This is a genomic window from Leptospira yasudae, assembly GCF_003545925.1.
GTDB lineage: Bacteria > Spirochaetota > Leptospiria > Leptospirales > Leptospiraceae > Leptospira > Leptospira yasudae.
The window spans coordinates 174302-190078 of record NZ_QHCU01000007.1 but is presented as its reverse complement, the minus strand read 5'-3'; the positions used below and the strand labels follow the sequence as shown (position 1 = coordinate 190078).

The following is a 15777-nucleotide window of genomic DNA, read 5'->3' as shown; positions in this document are numbered from 1 at the left end:
GCGGACGATTTATTTCGATCCACTTCGCTTAACAAAATCTTCCGAATCAAAGATTAATCTTTCGAATCCCCGCCGTTCCCAAATAAACTGTCATAAACTTGTCCCCAGTTTACTCCAAGAACACGATTCGTTACTTTTCCTTTGTAAGCGGTTCTACTGTAAGCGAACTTCAGGATGGAAGTTTTTTCAAAGCCGGTCTCTTCCTCGTATTCGTAGTTCCAGAGCAACCCGCCGATCAAAGGAAAACCGAAAACTCCGTGATTTTGATAACCGCGAGCCGCTTTCTTTTCGGAGAAATAAGCCAAACCTCCCAAGACTGCGGTCGTTTCTTCCTTATAATATTCGGAACGATTTCGATAATAAAGAATACCAAGACCGCCTAACGTAATCGTACCGTCCGCATCCTTTCCGTGATACGTAAGAATCGGAGGGGACAAAAAGGAGTAACCTTCCTGAGTTTCCCCGTACCGATAGATCGGTAAAAAGTTCTGAACCCTTTCCCGAGGAGAATTCAAATAACGGATCCAGAGGAAATTCCAATCCATAACTTGCGGACTCGATTCGTATCCGAGTAAAATCCCTCCGAACACTCCCCAGCGGGTTCGATCCTTTTCAAACTCCGCATGGAAACCGCCTAAAAAGAGAGTAAGTTCTTTTTTCTGTTCTTTGAGATACGTTTCGTAATCGACCAGATACAAAAAGTTATATCGGTTCGATAGAGGATTCTTTCTTTGATAATAACCCATGAGAAAGAATTTTGATTCTTCCGCATTCGAAGAATTGTATATGAACGGAAGAACGAAGAACGTGCTTTCTTTCAACTTGGAATCTCTTGAAAAATACAAGGACGGAAACAAGTAGAAACTTTCCGTTCCCGCTTCGTCGTCCCGTTTGTAGTTCATCAAGATTCCGAGAAGATTGGTATGAGAACGGATCAAACCTTTGCTTTCGTTATAACTTCGATAGGAAAGAATCGGAACGAACCAGCGATAGGATTCGTATTCCTTGTGATCCGCGCTTTTGTAAAAGAAGAGAGGAAAGAAATACGAACTCGTTTCGTGTTCGTCCCGGTTTCCGTTCGTTTCATATCCGAAAATCGCCAATAAAAGTTTGAGAGAGGTCGACTCGTGACCGGAATGAAGATAGTTCGTGTTTTTGTAATTAGCGAGAAAGAGCCAATCGAATCCCCAAACATCCTTGCGAACCTTGTCGTCTCGAACACGGTTCTCGAACGTATACAGCAAAGGCAGAGGAAGAATCGGAAAAAACCAATCCACGGTGAGGTTTCCTCCATTCCCGTCCTGAACCGACTTGGACTGTATAATAAAAGTATAATAGGAAAAAGAATCCACATAACCCGGACGAACGACCTCGCGACGATCGTACCAAAGCGGAAGCAGCATGTTCCGCACAAATCCGGTCTTTCGATCTTCTTTCGAACCGGCGATCAGGAAATAGGAAGTATCGGAAGAATCGAGCGTAGTTTCCTTCGAATAAACAATCGGAATGAGAGTGGACGAATACGTTTGAACGCCTTTCTCCTGAACCGTTTTTCGAAACAGAAATAGGGAAAGATTCCAGGACAGGGATTCTCTCTGCGGATCGTTTGCGGAAGAATAACCCCAAATTCCGCCGAGCAAAATTTTAAAATCCGATTCCTTCTTTTGAATACTTGGAAAATTTCTTTTTTCGTAATTCGCAAAGAACAACCAATCCCAACCGCTTCTTTCTTCCACGGTTCCTTTGACCGGATCGGTTTCCGTTACGCTTTCGTACGTAGACAGGAGCGGAAGCGGATAGAAATTCTTTTCGTAAGTGGACTTAACCTTTGAATCCCCCTGCACCACCTTTTTTTGAAAGTGCAGAGGATGATACAAAGAAGTTTCGGTTTGTCCGAACGGATTCTTTCGTTCTTCCCAGTAAAAGAAAGGAGCAAGAGCCACTTTGGAATAACCTTGATTCGGAATCGATTTACGGCTGAATAAAAGCGCCCATCGAGTTTCGGATGAAACGGGAGTCGTTTCCGAAGAATAAAAAATCGGAATCGTGGTTGAAGTGGAACTCCATTCCCCCTTATCCAGCGTAGTGGTTTGAAAGAAGAAAGGGAATGCGTACGAAAACGTTTCCTCTTTTTGTTCCCGCTTGGTATTGGAAGAACCGAATAAGAGCAGAAAATTCCAAGACGTTCTCTCCGGAGCGGTGGAACCGTAATATCCGAAAACGAATCTGTATTTTTCGTCCCCTTCCTGTCCCCAAAAAACCAAAGGCAAAGGCAGCACAAGATTCAAATCGGAAACGTATTGTTTCTCTAATATTCGTTTTTCTTCATACGATGCGTAGAAAAAAGGGCTCAAAACCGAGGACGATTTGGAATTCGTGAAAGAATCCTCCTTGGACGAATACAAAAACAACGGAGAATACAGATTTCTCTCCTTAAATACGGAAACTCCTCCCGTTACTCGATCCTCGTAATTCCGATAATAAAACGGTAAAAACGCGCTGTAACCGGAACCGGATACGGTATCGTTCTTCGTAAAGATTTCCTCGGAAGCCTGATACAACGGAAACAAAATCCCGTGAAACGAGGAAGCTTCGTACGATCCGGTCTTTTCTTTGGATCGATAATAGAAAATACTCTTCGTTTCGAGACGATCCGCCGCTTCCCTATGTGCGAAAAAAGGAAAGAATCGATACGAAGTTTCGTCTTTCGATTTCGCATAACGGATCAAGGGCCATAAAACCGAATATTCTCTTCTATCCTTTTCCTGCTCCATAACGAACAGAATGATTCCTAAGGATCGGATAAAATCTTCCCCCTTCTTCTGCTCCGCATACAAAGGAAAGATTACGCGGTAGGATTCGTCGCCGACCGTTCCCCAAAACGTAGGCAACGGAAGAGGAAACGCAAAGATCCGATCGCTGTTGTTTTTTCCCCAAGTAAACCAGCCCAAAGGAAGAATGCGGAAGTGCTTTTTATCGTCTCCGGATTGATAACTCGCGATTCCGAACAACGCTTCCCATCCGAAATAATTTCTTGAATTTTCCCTCGCCAACTTCTTATACGAAGCGAAGCTGGATCCTTCCGGAGAAGTGGAAGGTTTTTCCTCTTCCCCCACGACCGCAAGACGAACTTCTTTCGTCGTTTCGACCTTCTTTCCCTTTTGAGCCTGAGGGGTTACGGGAGAAGGAGCGTCCTTCGTTTCATCCGAAAAGAACGTCAGAGGATTGGAAACTTCCTTTCTGAGCGAAACGCTGAAGATGTTGTAGATGAAAGAATAATCCAAGTCGACGTAGAATTCTTTTCCGCTCGCGCTCGACTTCAAAGACGCGTCGAACTTTCCTCCGGTTTGCGAAATCGAAATCCCGCCGAAATACAATTCCAGATTTTTGTTCTTTTCGTAATACTTGAGATAAGCGGGAAGCAGAATGTCCCCTCTCGATTCCTTGCTCTTCCATTCGAAATACAAAGGAGCGACAAATCGGGAACTCGTTTTCTCCTCCCTGTTTTCGGAAGAATAATACAACAACAGCCAATCCCGGTCCACGTTCGGAGAGCGCAATCTGTAATGAAGAGGGCTGAAGGAAACGTAGTTTTTATCGTCGCCTCCGATTCGATAATAAAACGGAAGCCAAAGATTATATTCGTTTTTTTGATAGTAGTGCAGCGGTAAAATCGTCCGAGTCGTCGTCTCGCCCGATGGATCCTTCCAACGATAAAACAATCCCGCCAATCCCAAAAAGGAGGATTCGTCTTTTTCACGCGAAGAATAGTAAAACGGATAGAATCTCGTGAACGAAGAACGGTTCGAACTGTACGTATGATATCCTAAAAGAAAAAATTCGTCTTCAGCGGCGCTTGCGTATTTGTAAAACAAGGGAGCGAAGGTTTCCTTATATGTCGCGTCTTCGGTCTGGAAAAACAAAACAATAGGAATATGCAAATAGGAATTCTTCTTATGAAAGTAGAACGGAAAGAAAAGAGAAGAACGATATTCTCCCTTTTCATCCCGAGTCCAATACGCGTTCAGCACCAACGTTTCCGATTCGAGTTTTCGGACATGTCGAAACATCGGAAGAGGCAATAAAAAATACTGCGTAAAATCGTCTCCGTCCTTCGCATGATGATAGATCGGAAATAAGGTTAGATGAGAATTCTCTTTGTAAAAAACGAACGGAAAACTGACGAGTTCGGTGAGCCCCTTCCCTCGTTCCCGTTTGTAATACGTGTTCAGGTAATAATCCTGATACACGTCTTTGGAACGATATTGATAATAAAGAGGACCTCCGCGATTGTCCCCTCCGTCATCGTCCTTCCAGGAAAAATAAAAGGGAACAATATGTTTGTATGCGTCCTTTTGATAAAACCAAATCGGAAAAAAGGTAAACGAGGTCAGCTCACCCTTATCGAACTTCCAAAACGTATTGATCAAATAACTCGAAGAAGAATCCTTTTTGGAAGAATGAAAATAAAGAGGTCCGGCAAAGGCGGATTCCTCCTTGGATTCCTTCCAGGAAAAATAAAAGGGAACAAAGTGTTTGTACTCGTCCTTTTTATAAAACCAAAACGGAAAAACGTTCAACGAAGTCAGTTCGTCTTTGGTTTTACTCCAATAGGTGTTCAGGATTAACGTTTCCGTATCCTCTTTCCCGATCCGGCGATACACGAACGGAAGATAATATTGTCTGAAATCATCCCCTTCATAGGAGTGATGATAAAACGGAAACAGGGTAAGATAGGAATCCTTTTTGTAAAACGCGATCGGAAAGACGGTTAAGTAAGAATTCTCTTTGTAAAAAACGAACGGAAAAAACGTAAGAGCGCCGTCGTTTTGATTCTTCGTTCCCGACCAATAAAACAAAGGCAGAACCCGAAAGTAACTCCAATCCTTTTCTTTTCCCCATTGGAACAAAAGGAAGTTTCGAATTTTATAATTTTCTCCTTCATCTCGGAGATACAGAGCGAGCGGAGCCCAAAAATACGTTGAAGATTCGTATTTGAGGGAAATCGCTTTCGATCTGTAGAAAAGTAGAATCGGCGAAAATACGAAATTATCGTACGAATCGTTCGTCTTTTCCTCTTCTTGAAACCAAAGCGGAGAATACAAAGCGAACTTCTTCGAGTTAATATTCGACTTGGATTGATGAAAGAGGGGAAAGAACGTAAAGGAATAATCCTCTCTGGTTTTGTAATTCGTATAATGCAGCAAAGGAAAGAAGTTGAAGAATCTTTTTTCCGTATCGTGTCCCCAACGAAACAACGCAAGAATCGTTTTGGATTCCTGAGCGCTCTCGGTATTGAAATACAAAGCCGGAAGAAACATAGTATGCGTTTCTCGCAGACCGTTGATCAACTCGACGTTACGGGTCATCAGCGGAAAAAATCCCGGAACCATCCAGAAATTCTTTTCAAACCCCGGACCGGAAGAATTCGAATTGTAACCGAGCCAAAAGAAGTTCGTGTTCTCCTTATACCCTACTCCTCCGTTGGCGGGTTGAATCGAATTCCGATAGTAGAGAGGAGATAGAAATGTCTTTTCCTCGACGCCTTCGGCTTCCACGCGCCGATAACCGGCAAGCGGGAATAGATATTCAAGACTCGCCTTTCCGGACTTAGCCTCGATTGAATTATAAAAAGGGAATATTCTAAATTGCTTAAATTTCGGATAATCGGTTTTTCGGATAAACCAGAACAGATGCCAAGAGGAATGCCCCTCCCATTTTTCCACGTCCAAAAAAAGGGCGCGGACCGGATACTTCTCCTCTTTTTCGCTTCCGAATAACTCCTGCTTTTCGCGGACGAGCTCGTCGAAAGGATCTTCCGTTTGCGATTTTGTCTGCGCCGTCAAAATCCCGGGCAGTAAAAGAAATATCGTCAGAAGGATTCGATTTCGCATTCTTATAGAAAAACAATTCTTAGGGATCGATTTCAATCGTTTTCTTTTTTCCTTTCTCTCCGGAAAGAATCCGAATTTTCTTTTTCGGAACTCCCAGTTCTTCGGATAAGGCCGCGATCACGGCGGCATTCGCCTTTCCCTCGAGAGCCGGTTCTCGAACCGCCACCGTAATCGATCCGTCTTCTTCCCTTCTCAAAAAAACTTTCTTCGAGTTCGGTTTAACGTGAATCGTAAGTTTCATCCTTCTAAGCGGCGCGGTTCTTTCTTCGGAATCTTCCCACTAACAGATATATCCCATCCACTCGAAAAACGAGACTCGAGGCGAAAAAAATCAGAATCGCCGGAAGGATCACGACGCACAGATTGATTCTCGAAGCCTGCGCGTAGCCGATTCCCTGAGAGTCCAAGTAATTTAGAATCGGAGAATATAAGAATATTTGGTGAAAGAATAGAACGCTCCCCAATAACAAAAACGGCACCGCCATTTTGGAAATTTTTTTCAAGAGTTCCGGCCAGGGGAATTGGACCTTGTGCCGTTTCAAAAGGGTTCCCAAAAGCAGAAACGTAATCATCGCGGAAATCGCCGAAGAAAGCGCGATCGCGGAATGTTTTAAAAACCAAACCAGGGAAAGATTCAAAACGATATTGATCGTAAACGAAATCGACTGGATACGCAGCGGGGTTTTCGTGTCCTGAAACGCGTAATACGAAGAAATCAATATTTTATTGATGCTGAAAAACGGAATCGCCAAAGAGTAAAACACGAGAGGCAGCGTCGCGGTGTGCGTCGCGATATGATCCCATTTCCCTCCGAAATAAATCGAATCCAAAATCGGCCCCGCCAGAAACACCATTCCGATCGCGGCGGGCACCGTTAAAAATAATGCGAACTCGAGCGCGCCCGAAAGTTCGTGACCGATCGCGGACCATTCTTCTTTTTTTAAGGATTGCAAAAGCGCGGGAAGAATCGTCGTCGCGAGCGCGACTCCTATGATTCCGGTCGGCAATTGCACCAGTCTTTGCGAGTAATCCAAACTTACGACGGCTCCGAGTCCGGGGTTTTGATTCTGCACCCAATTCGCCAAAAAAATATCCACGAGAAGACTGAGTTGATAAAACCCTCCTCCGAGCGCTGCGGGAAGCATCAACCGAAAGATCTTTTTGATCGCGGGATGTTTCCAGTTGAAGTTGATCTTCGGCATGTCCTTCTTTTTCCAAACATACCAAGCTTGAACCGCGAACTGCAGAAAGCCTCCCGTAACGATCGCGGAACAAAGAACGATCACACGTTCGTGCAGATCGTCCACGAACGGAAACAAAAAGAAAAACACGAACAGATAACTGAGATTCAAAATGATCGGAGAAAGGGACGGAACAAAGAAACGGTTCTTGGAATTGGAGATCGCCATGAAGATCGCGGACAAACTCGCGGTGACGATTAAGAAAAACAGAATATACGTAAGTTCGATTACGAGATCGGAATATTCCTTCGTGCCTCCGACTAGGATCGGGAGGAAGACAGGGGAAAAAAGAAACATAACTCCCACGAGAAGCGAGAGGATAAAGAACAAAAACGAAAGAACGGCGCCGCTCATCACCTTCGCTTCTTCTTCTCCGATCTTGCCCGACTCGGAATACAAGGGCATAAAGGACTGGGAAAGAGTTCCTTCCGCGAGGAGATTGCGGAACATGTTCGGCAAACGATACGCGACCGAAAACGCGGAGGCGACCATTCCCGTTCCGAACGAAACCGCCATAAAATGATCCCGGATCAATCCGAGGATTCTGGATAAAAAGGTATAAAACGAAAGTGCGATGCTTCGCGATGCGGCGTTAGACAACGATCAGGGTCCTAGAAGTTTTTCTAGGTATCGAACTCCGCCCATGGTGTTTAGGTCAAACTGAATCTGACACGCCGGACATTGATATCTTCCCGGTTTGGAAACTCGGATTCGGGAAGAACAAGCGCCACAATAGATGATCCGCTTCGGAAAATTCTTTTCGGTGCGAATCGCCTTCTCCAACGCGGATTTTGCCGAGTAAACATCGGCACCTTCTTTTCGTTCAGCGCCCGCGCTCGACTCAGAAGGAGCTCCCTCATTCAGTGCGGTTCTCGATTGATTGGAAGAAGTCGTTTCTTCTTTCTCTTCGTTTAAGAATGCCTGCAATCGTTCGGATTGACTCGCAAGTCCCGATGTTCCCGCCAATGTCGGTTTAGCGGATTCCACCGAAGAACCGGAATCCGAAGTTCCTTCCGTTTCGGGAACGGTTTGAATCTCCGGAATATAAATCAAATGCGAACCGCCGGAACCGGAAGCTTTCCGCGATCCGGAAGAATAAAATTGAACGGGAGAATTCTTTTTGATTTTGGAAACGGCGCTCGGTGCTACCTGAGAACTTCTCTGATCCTGAATCTTGATGAGAGAAAGATATTCTTCCGCTCGAGCCGGATCCTCAAAGAACGCGATCGACTTGCCGAAACCCAAAAAGCTGAGAAGGGTTTTGCATTCTTCGTTGAACGCGCAATAGGCGGAGGAAGCTCCCCTGTTTTTCAGAAAATTTTCGAATCTTGCAAGAACGCTGATCCCTTCGGATTCGATGTATTCCAATTCCTCGCAGGAGAATAGGAACTTGCGGATTCCTTCTTCCCATTTGGATTTAAGATAGGAATAAAAATCCTCCGCGCTTGCGGAGTCCAATCGTCCCCGCAGCTTGAGCTTGAGAATATTTCCGGAAAGTCTGGATCGGATTTCCACGTTCGTATCTTATCCTAAATAGATCGCGTCTAGAATTTCTTCTTTCGACGCGACGACCGTCGGGTTTCCATGCGCCGCGCTCTGGGAAACGTTGCCCGTTTGCAGGGAAGAAGAAGCGGGAACTCCGTGCGGAGCGACGCTTGCAGAAGAATGTCCGGCTTCGATCGGTCCCGCGGAAGCGGCGGTATGTACGACGGGAGAAGGTGCAGTTCCCACAGGCTCGGTCACAACCGAAGCGGTCAACACGGGAGAAGGCGCATTCGACAAGTTGCCGCTCGTGCCGGAAGAGGAATTTCCGAGCGATCCCGGAAACGCGACCGAATCCAACGGACTGGATTGTTTCGCAAGAACGGGAACGTTAGTCGCGCTTGGATGCGAAACCTTTTCCACGAGAGGTCTGGAACCGTAATCGGGAACCGTTTCCTTTGTGGAATTTCCGAGCGTAAGCAATAGATAGATGAATTCCAAAAACAGCGCGGCTCCCAAAGCAATCAAAGAGTAGTTTCTCAAAAGCCATTCCAACAATTCCGTTTGTTTGAATACGAACGTGCGGAAGTTTCCTCGATCGTAGATCATGTGAATCGCGGCGACTCGTTCGAGTTTTACGGGATGATAAACGGCCGCGGAAAGTAGAATTTCAGGTTCGCTGATTTCCGGAAAAAAACTTTCGAACTTGGAAAAGAATACGCTCTTGGAAAGAGCTTCTTTCTTTTGTCCCAATAAAACCGGAATGCTGATCTGCCATTTGCGAAGACGAAACGCCCTCGTGTACAACGCGTCCTGATACAACGCTTCCGGCTTTCTTTTTTTCAAAGTCTCCTGAAGATATTGCGGATTGGAATGAGCGAGAACGATTCCCGCTTCGTTCGTCAAAAAGATTTCCTTGATCGTATAACCGTCGTTGTCCTTGTCCGAAACCTTGGTCATTCTCGAAAAAACGAAGTTCATGTCGTCGTAGGACGCGTCGCTGCCGGAATTCTCCGCCGCCTTGGCAAGAGTGCCTAACGTATCACGCGCGCGGTTGTCCGAACCGATTTTCAAAAGTTCGAATGAGGCCAAAGAGGATTCTAAAAAGGACCAGGCCACGGCTCCGAGTGCGATCGATTCGCAAACGATCAGCAGTAAAAGAAAATAGAATATACTTTTGAAAATCTTCACTCTGAGACCTCTATCCAACCAATCGGAAGAAATGAGGTTTTCTCTTGAGAATAAAAACGGTTCCGGACTTACTTTTCGCCGGAAACGAGAGTTTTTCGAGGATTTAGAAACGAATTCAGATTTTCCCGAAGGCGGGAAATAAATTCGTTCTTCTTAGCTTGTCCTGCGTCCAAACCGAGCATCCCTACGCTCGTCATATCCATCCAATTTCTCCCGCAGGGGTTGATGCAGCGAAACGCACGGAAGTCGTTGTCGACGTTAAAGGCGATTCCGTGACTCGTAAAAAAGGATTTGAAGTTCACTCCGATCGAACAGATCTTTTTGCCCGGGTTCAATTCCAGATACAATCCGGGAGAATCCGGATCGGTGACCAGACGCAGATCCCAGGTGACACGAGCGGCGTCGATCACGGCCGCCAGCAGATTCTCCAGATAAGAACGGATCGAAAGTTCCCTGCGTTTCAAATCCACGTGCGCATAAACGACCAGCTGACCGGGTTCGTGCGCCGTAAAATCGCCTCCCCTTTGGATAAAATGGATCTGAATTCCCTGAGATTCCAGAAATTCCTTCCCCAAGAGAAGATTCTCTAGATTATAATTGATTCCGCCGGTGATCGTGGGAGCGTGTTCCAAAAATAGAATGCACTCCTTTCTGGACTTCCGCAGTTTTTCCTGCAGTTCCAAATAACGGAGGTACGGAAATTCCCCTTTCGGTTCGATCATTCTCACAAGATTCTTTATATGGAAAAACTCTTAGAAGTCATCTCTTTTATCCTGCAGAAATCTCCGAACGGAAGAGACCGCCTCTCCCTTTCCAAACTGATCTACTTTGCGGACGGGGTTTACTTTCAGAAGAACGCAAAGCTCATCACGAACCAGACCTATATCCACTTGGAGGATTCTCCCTGCGCTTTGGATTTTCAGGGAGCGTTGCTTCATTTGAGAAAAAACGGTCTAATAGATATCAAACCCCGACTGACGGAAAAAGGAATCTCCGGATTTCAAATCGTCTGGACGGGTGAGCCTGGAGAGGAAGCGGTCGACCTCAATCGACAGGAAAAGAGAATCATCCGTAAGGTATTGGAAAACTTCAAAAATGCGGTTTATGATGAGAATCGAGTATATCCAAATCTCTATGAAAACTACATCATTTCGCCGCTTTTTGCGGAAATTCCCTTCAACAAGGATACCATCAATACCAAAATTCACTTTTTCAAGAGGAAAACGCTTTTAAATATCTCCGGTAAAATTTTTAAGGTACTATTTAGCGAATAGCGGGACCCTAAAATGCAGATAACCGTAATGAAAGGTAAAATCCACCGGGCTACGGTCACGGACGCGGATCTAAACTACGAAGGTAGTCTGACCGTGGATATGGATCTCGTAGACGCGGCGGGAATGCGCGTATATGAGAAAGTTTCCGTAGTGAACGTAAACAACGGCGCCCGTTTCGAAACCTACATCATCGAGGGAAAACGCGGTTCCGGAGAAATCTGTTTGAACGGAGCGGCCGCAAGACTCGGGATGAAAGGCGACAAAGTCATCATCATCACCTACGCTCAAGTGGAAGAAAAAGAACTTCCCGCCAACTACTCTCCGAAAGTAGTTCACGTTGACGAAAATAACCGAAAACGGTAATTTTTACAAAAAACGACTTTCCTAACCTAATTTCCGGCTTTCAAAGGCCGATATAAATTAGTAAGAATTCCATCGGACCAGAATAACTATGAAATCTTTTTTAAGAATCTCTGTTTGCCTGCTACTTCTTTTCGTGGGTCATACGACCTTTAGCCAGAACGCAGAAAAACCCGATCCGAACAAAAAGGACGGAGGAACAGAATATTATCCCCTATCCTATTACGATGAACGTCTCGCAGTGAAGAACATTTCTTTCTTCCGCAGACATTCGGACAACGGTAAGGGAGAATTTCTGGACGTGATGGTGGAAATGGAAAACCGCGATTTCGATCCCGCAAAATTCTCCATTTATATTTTAGCGGTAAACGAATCGACCGCGGTCAATCCGGAAAAACGGGATCTGGTTCCGTTTCCTAAATGGAGAGGATACGACGTAGAGAACAGCACTCTTATCATCAACTTCCAAAACCTGATGCCTCAAAAACTCGAATCCAAAGCGGTTTGGGGAGAAGAAAGATACAACAAAGTGAAGAAGGATTACGACGATCGCATCGCTCGAGGCGAGATGGTGAAGATGTCTCTTCCTGCGTTGACCGAAACGATCACGTATCTTACCAATCATCCCGAAAACGCTCTTGAGTTTACGATCTTTGGAGAACAAGGTCCGAAAAAAGATCAGGTTCTTTTGAGCAACTTCGTGGATCAAACCGAGGAAGAGAAAAAGAAACAATCCCACGATTCTTTGAACAAACACACGTATACGATCTACAGCGCGAAATACAAAACGACTTTGATGTCCCACCACTACACAGAGTACAGACCCGGTTACGTGACTTACAATAAGGTTGTGGTTCTAATCTTCAATCCTCTGAAAGAAAAGAACAAACTCGTTTACAGAAGATTCATCGACGTCGGAAACATCCGACTCTTAAATTAAGATTTCTTCCAAAGGCGGCCTTGAAAACGCCGCCGATCACTCCCGCCTGGATGTCGATGTCGATCCGCTGGGCGCCTTTCACAACATTCTGCCAGCCTTGTTTGTAACCGATCACCGCCGTTCATCACTTCTCCCCAAACTTCACCCAATTCAATAAAAACGCCGACTCAACATCAAACCCCTCCTTCCATTTGGCAGGACCAAAAATTCTACAAAACCCGCGTCAATTTGCGATTCTGAAAAAAGCCAGGATTCTATTCGGAAATAGTTCGAAAGGAGGCGTAACGTAAGATTGAATTCTTCCGAATGAATCGGTCCTTCGGAGGGAACGGAAACGTTGATTGTTAAAAAAAAGATCAGTGGGTTTGCTAAAAAGTCGTGCCTGCGTCCTTAAAACTAAGAACGTTAAGAGGAAAGATAGGTGTGAAATTTCTTACAGAGATTTTCGAGAACGTTTTGTCTGCTTTTTATAACGCTCGATGCTCTCCGGAACATAACGCGTGGACCAATCGGCCCCGCTCATATTCTTTTCAATCCAGCCGGTACCGTGGTCCCAGCGTCCGTCGGAAAGAAAATCAAAGAAATAGGAAGAATTCATATATCGATATGAATCCATGATATCGAGAATGTCCCGTTTTACTGGGAAACCCTGGCCGTTTTCGCTTTCTGAAAAGAAGCTATTGTCCATTGGTTCAATCCTAAGAATCGCTTCCAGGACTGTCCATCTTTTTTATTATGTTCGCATTCTTTGAGACCCAACCTATTCCCAAAGCTTCAACTGTCTCTCTTCTGCAACATCCCCGGATTGAGGGATTTCCGAATCGGGTTTAGGAGTCAATTTGCCGTGTAAGACCTCCTGACGCCTTTTTTTTACCTTCCGGGCCTCATCCAAAATTCCTTCCAATTTCTCTTCTAGAAAATACCGCAGTTGCCGCTCGATTTCATTTTCGGTTTCTTTAGCCACAACCATTTCTCCCTCCAACATCCTTCCGGATCTGAAAGAAAGAATACCAAAGACCCCGGACAAGGTTTTTCGGAAAGACTGGATTTATTTGCGAAACTTGAAAAAAATTGTACCCGAAAAGGCCACCAGATGCTGAACATACCGGAACTTACAGACACGCTCCTAAACGGAAAAGACATCGATATCGAATACAAATTCGTATCCGAAGAAGACCACCAACAACTCTATAATTTATTACTTAACATACTCGGAAAGATCGACAGACTTTTTTTGACGGAAGTCATTTCCACGATTCTGAAGGAAATCCTGATGAACGCCAACAAGGCGAACGCGAAGCGGATTTTCTTTTTAAAGAAGAATCTAGACATTCACAACGCGGATCACTACACGAAAGGAATGCGGACCTTTCAAGAGGAGATCACGCATCACTGGGACGATCAGCGAGAGATTCTTTTGAACAGCAGTTTTCAGATCCATCTTCGCGCGAAGATGGTGAACAATAGTCTCGCGATTCTCGTGGAAAACGATGCGGCGCTTTTACCGCAGGAATTGGATCGGATCAAAAAAAGAATCGAGTCCGCCAAGAAATACAACGACCTTTCCGACGCATTCATGGACATTTCCGATTCTCAGGAAAGCGCGGGGCTCGGACTCGTATTGATTCAACTTCTTTTGAAAAACTCAGGGATCGGTTCGGACAAGTTCAAGGTGGATACGGACGGAAAACTGACTCGGGCCACGCTGGTAGTTCCGCAGCAGATCGTTCCGATCGACATCACCACCAAACTGAAAGAGCGGATCCTCGCCGAAATCGAAGGACTTCCCCCTCTTCCCAATACTCTTACGCGGATCATCTCTTTGTGCAACAATCCCGATTCCGACCTGGGAATTATCGCGCATGAAATCGAAAAGAATCCGGCTCTCAGCGTCGACTTGTTGAAACTTTCCAACTCGGCGGGTTTTGCGAGTAGAAACAAGGTAAATACGATCGTGCAGGCCGTAAAGGTAGTCGGTTTAAAAAACGTGCGCAACCTTCTCTACGTCTCGGGCGTCCGCAAGATCATGGATGGACGTTATGCGAAACTGCAAGAGGTTTGGAATCATTCGAATATGTGCAGTTTTTTCATCCGCCATATCGCCGGCCGCGGCGGAATGACGCGCGTTGCGGATATCGCCGCGGCCGGCGCCTTACTCCACGATCTCGGGAAATTCATCCTTCTTTCACTGGATCAAAAACTTTTCGTAAAACTCACGAACTACCAAAAGGACCGCGATTTCGGAAGTTCCACGATCCTCGAGGAAATCTCCATCGGAATCTCCCATCCCACGTTAGGCGCTCTTCTTGCAAAAAAATGGGACTTCCCTCCCGATCTCGTTCAGATGATCGAATTCCATCACAGGCCGTTTATGACCGTGGGAAGCGTCTATCACGACTTAGTCGAACTGGTTTATCTCGCCAATATGATGATGGATTGTATCGACAAGAAGGCCTCGTTTTTCACGATAGACGAAACCATACTCCAAAAATACGACCTCGCGGACAAAAAGACGTTCGAAGAAACCTGCGAGAAACTCAGAAAGTTGTATGACATCGCGCGAATGGAGAACTAAAGCCGTTTGAAAATCAATTCCTTATTGTCCGTCGAGGAAGTCAGTTACAAACCCACCGGAAAAACGATCCTGGATCGGGTCAGTTTTTCGATCGAAGAAAACGAACACTGCGTTCTTCTCGGAAGGAACGGAGCCGGAAAAAGCACTCTGGTCAATCTGATCTACGGGATGATTTGGGCGACTTCCGGGACGATCCGATTGTTTCACGAAACCTACGGAGAAACCGCGATCCAAGACCTTCGAAAACGGATCGGAATCTTGGACGCTTCCCAACAGGAGAATTCCCTCCAACGAAAACTCACCGTATTGGATGTCGTATTAACGGGACTCTTTCATACGATCGGATACTATCGCGACCCCAGCCCCGAGGAAGGATCCAAAGCCCTCCGTATATTAGAAGAATCGAATTTAATTTCCAAGAAAGACCAGTTGTATGCGACGCTTTCCTCCGGAGAAAAGAAAAAGGTTCTGTTTCTGCGCAGCCTCGTCAGCGAACCGGATCTTTTGATTTTGGACGAACCCTGTTCTTCCCTCGACCTTACGGCTCGTGAGGATTTTATCGGATTTTTGAAGGAATATCATTCCAAAAAAAAATTCACTTCTCTTTATATCACGCATCGCCCCGAAGAGATTCCCGAATTTTATACGAAGGCGGTTTTGCTAAAAGAAGGAAAGGTCATTCACAGCGGTCTAATCGAAGACTGTTTTACGGAAAAGAATCTGAACGAACTCTACGATCTTTCCCTACAGGTAAATCGTATCAACGGAACTTGGACCGTCATCGCAAAACGAACTTGAATTTAGACTTACAAATCGGGGA

At 45.4% G+C, this 15777-nt stretch carries 12 protein-coding genes and 1 pseudogene; 5 read left to right on the top strand and 8 right to left on the bottom strand.

Translation table 11 applies throughout. The annotated features are described in order from the left end of the window. Positions 1–53: 53 nt before the first annotated feature. From DLM76_RS21985 to lipB, 6 genes are read right to left on the bottom strand one after another with little or no spacing between them, the layout of a single operon-like run. On the bottom strand, positions 54–5894 hold the full coding sequence (locus DLM76_RS21985; protein WP_241548305.1) for an LA_1737 family protein: 5841 nt from the start codon (positions 5892–5894) through the stop codon (positions 54–56). Positions 5895–5913: 19 nt separating this feature from the next. Next, a complete protein-coding gene (locus tag DLM76_RS19180) occupies positions 5914–6135 on the bottom strand; it encodes a DUF167 domain-containing protein (RefSeq protein WP_118966227.1) in 222 nt (73 codons plus the stop codon). A gap of 4 nt (positions 6136–6139) precedes the next feature. Next, a complete protein-coding gene (gene murJ, locus DLM76_RS19175; protein WP_118966226.1) occupies positions 6140–7735 on the bottom strand; it encodes a murein biosynthesis integral membrane protein MurJ in 1596 nt (531 codons plus the stop codon). A gap of 3 nt (positions 7736–7738) precedes the next feature. Continuing rightward, positions 7739–8650, bottom strand: a complete 912-nt coding sequence (locus DLM76_RS19170) for an STAS domain-containing protein (RefSeq protein WP_118966225.1) — start codon at positions 8648–8650, stop codon at positions 7739–7741. A gap of 9 nt (positions 8651–8659) precedes the next feature. Next, a complete protein-coding gene (locus DLM76_RS19165) occupies positions 8660–9826 on the bottom strand; it encodes an LIC_12071 family protein (protein ID WP_118966224.1) in 1167 nt (388 codons plus the stop codon). A gap of 50 nt (positions 9827–9876) precedes the next feature. After that, on the bottom strand, positions 9877–10530 hold the full coding sequence (gene lipB / locus DLM76_RS19160; RefSeq protein WP_118966223.1) for a lipoyl(octanoyl) transferase LipB: 654 nt from the start codon (positions 10528–10530) through the stop codon (positions 9877–9879). Positions 10531–10548: 18 nt separating this feature from the next. On the opposite strand from lipB, the gene DLM76_RS19155 reads away from it, so the two are divergent. The 3 genes from DLM76_RS19155 to DLM76_RS19145 all read left to right on the top strand — a co-directional run bounded on the left by DLM76_RS19155 (position 10549) and on the right by DLM76_RS19145 (position 12382). Further along, on the top strand, positions 10549–11082 hold the full coding sequence (locus tag DLM76_RS19155; protein ID WP_118957281.1) for a type II toxin-antitoxin system antitoxin SocA domain-containing protein: 534 nt from the start codon (positions 10549–10551) through the stop codon (positions 11080–11082). 27 nt (positions 11083–11109) lie between these two features. After that, positions 11110–11445, top strand: a complete 336-nt coding sequence (panD, locus tag DLM76_RS19150; protein ID WP_118957444.1) for an aspartate 1-decarboxylase — start codon at positions 11110–11112, stop codon at positions 11443–11445. Positions 11446–11533: 88 nt separating this feature from the next. Then, positions 11534–12382, top strand: a complete 849-nt coding sequence (locus DLM76_RS19145) for a hypothetical protein (protein WP_118957282.1) — start codon at positions 11534–11536, stop codon at positions 12380–12382. 433 nt (positions 12383–12815) lie between these two features. Here the strand turns inward: DLM76_RS19145 and DLM76_RS19140 are convergent, their stop codons facing one another. Together DLM76_RS19140 and DLM76_RS19135 are read right to left on the bottom strand one after the other, a co-directional pair. Next, positions 12816–13097, bottom strand: coding sequence for a hypothetical protein (locus tag DLM76_RS19140; RefSeq protein ID WP_174714601.1), 282 nt, complete (start codon positions 13095–13097; stop codon positions 12816–12818). Continuing rightward, a pseudogene (locus DLM76_RS19135) lies at positions 13081–13352 on the bottom strand (LIC12077 family protein). Before DLM76_RS19135 ends, DLM76_RS19140 begins: the two are co-directional and overlap by 17 nt. 123 nt (positions 13353–13475) lie before the next feature. Between DLM76_RS19135 and DLM76_RS19125 the strand changes: the two are divergent. Next, positions 13476–14957, top strand: a complete 1482-nt coding sequence (locus tag DLM76_RS19125) for an HDOD domain-containing protein (RefSeq protein ID WP_118957286.1) — start codon at positions 13476–13478, stop codon at positions 14955–14957. A 6-nt stretch (positions 14958–14963) separates the two neighbouring features. Beyond that, positions 14964–15755, top strand: a complete 792-nt coding sequence (locus DLM76_RS19120) for an ABC transporter ATP-binding protein (RefSeq protein ID WP_118966222.1) — start codon at positions 14964–14966, stop codon at positions 15753–15755. Positions 15756–15777: the final 22 nt, after the last annotated feature.